General features: G+C 73.6%; 1 protein-coding gene and 1 pseudogene. Both read right to left on the minus strand.

From position 1 onward, the window contains the following. Positions 1 to 128, minus strand: a pseudogene (locus B9S61_RS41985) (ComF family protein); the annotation flags it as partial. 99 nt (positions 129 to 227) lie between these two features. Beyond that, positions 228 to 2,078: an LpqB family beta-propeller domain-containing protein gene (locus tag B9S61_RS02190; RefSeq protein ID WP_103540663.1), complete on the minus strand. Its 1,851-nt coding sequence runs from the start codon at positions 2,076 to 2,078 to the stop codon at positions 228 to 230. Positions 2,079 to 2,098: the final 20 nt, after the last annotated feature.

Below are 2,098 nucleotides of genomic sequence, written 5' to 3' on the forward strand. Positions count from 1 at the left end.
ACCCGGCATGGCGGGGCCCCGCTCAGCGCCGTACGGCACCCGGCGCACAGGACCGTGCGGAGCCTGCCGCATCCGCCGCACTCGGCCGGGAGCACCAGGTCGGTGAGGTCGTGCCACCAGTCCCGCATGAGCCCACTGTGCAGCCGCCCGCCCCGCCCAGCCACCCCTGTGGACAACTCACGCGCCTGTGGACAACTCACGCGCCCCGGCCGGGCCGGACACCCGGCTCACCCCGGATAGACGGGCGCCGTTCCCTCCGTCACCCTCTGCCACGGTGCCCCGGAGGGCAGCCGTACGATCCCGTCCACGGAGTACGCCACCAGCGGTGCCAGTTCGTCCTCGGAGGCGGTGACGGTCTTGACGCCGGTCAGGGCGGCGGGCGGCGACACGTCCGGCGTGGAGCCGTCGACCTCGACGTACTTCATCTGCTCCACACCCTCGTGCTCGCGCCCGACCACCACGAGGCGGCTGTCCCCGGCCCACGACATGGCCGTGACCTCCTCCAGCTCGGGCGTCGCCGAGCGCAGTTCCAGCACGGTGACCGCCGGACGCCCGCCCCGCGCGCCGTCCGGACCGTCGTCCGCCCCGGTCCGTTCGATCCGCCCGATCAGCAGGGACCGGCGGTCGCCGTCCTCCACCACGAGCGCGATCCGCACCCCGTCGGCGGCCACCCGGACCGCCCGCACCCGGCCCGTCAGTCCCGGGGTCCGCACCTCGATCGGCTCGCCCTTGCCCTCCTCCAGCAGGTACAGCCCCGGGTTGCCCGGGTCGCGGTCGGCGACCCACAGCCCGCCCTGCGCGTCCCAGCTGGGTGTGGTCAGCCGGTCCTCCTCGGTCTTGCCCCGGCTGCTCAGCACGGGCTCCCCGAGGGAGCTGCCCGACACCAGGGAGGTGACGAACAGCGACCTGCCGTCGAGCGCGACCCCGGCCGCAGTGCGCTCGTCGCGTGCGACCGCCACCGACCGCAGTGCCGTCGCGCCCTCGCCCAGCGCCCCGGGCACGGGGTCCGGGTCCGTGTCGCTGCTGCCGGCGGCGATCCGCGCGAGCCGGCGCTCCTTGTCGACGAAGTACAGGTAGTCCGGCTGGTAGAGCGCGCCCCGGGTGGCCACGGTCTCGGCGCCCTCACGGGTGAGCGAGCACAGCTGCCCGCCGCCGGACCGCAGTTCCACCTCCTCCACCGCGGGACTGAGTCCGCGCAGGGTGAACAACAGCTGCGCGGCCATCTCCTCGCACCGGCCGGTGCCGACCTCGGCGGCGCTGTCGTTGAGCGGCACGGCCAGCCGGCCCCGGTCGTCCGGTGTGAGCGGTCCCGCGTCCTTCCGCAGCGCCGTCCCGGTGGGGAAACTCGACCGGACGACGGGGTCCAGCCAGGTGGTGGGCCCGCCGACGAGGGAGCGCACCATCCGGGTCGTGGGGTCGACGTGCCGGCGCACGTACACGGGATCGGCGACCGCCATCGGCAGCTCCGTGGCGGTGGTCGACGTGTGGTTCGAGGCGAAGTAGTACTTGTTGACGGACATGTAGTTGCGCTGGAAGTCCGACTTGCCCATGACGACGCCCTGCGGCACCGCGTCGATGCGCCACTGTCCGCTCTTCGCGTCCTTGGTGAGGTGCACGATCTTGTCGTACCGCCCGGAGTCGGGCGCGAACGACTGCTGTTCGTCCACGGTGGCGACCTTGGTGCCGCTGAGCGTGTAGGAGAGGGCGCCGGTGTCCTCCTGGTCCGGACGGTCGGCGTGGGCGGCCGGCCCGTTCGACAGGACGGTGGTGGACAGCTCCGGCCGCCAGGTCTTCGCCGCCTCGGGGGCCAGATACTGCCGCGCGGTCTTGTAGTCCGGATCGTCGCTGGTCAGAGCCTCCAGAAAGCCCTGGACGATCTGTGTGGGGGTGGCGTCCTCGCTCGGCGGCATGGCGAACACCCGCACCTGGGCGTCCTGCCGCGGCGTGGACTCGACGCCCCGCAGATCACCGTTGTCGGGCATCGACGCGCATCCGGCCAGCAGCACGGCCCCGCCGGCCGCGTACGCCGCCTTCCGCACCGATATGCCCCGGCCGCGCCCCGCGCGCTCACCGCCCACGCGATGCCTCCCCGTCCCTG

The organism is Streptomyces sp. SM1, assembly GCF_002910825.1.
GTDB lineage: Bacteria > Actinomycetota > Actinomycetes > Streptomycetales > Streptomycetaceae > Streptomyces > Streptomyces okerensis.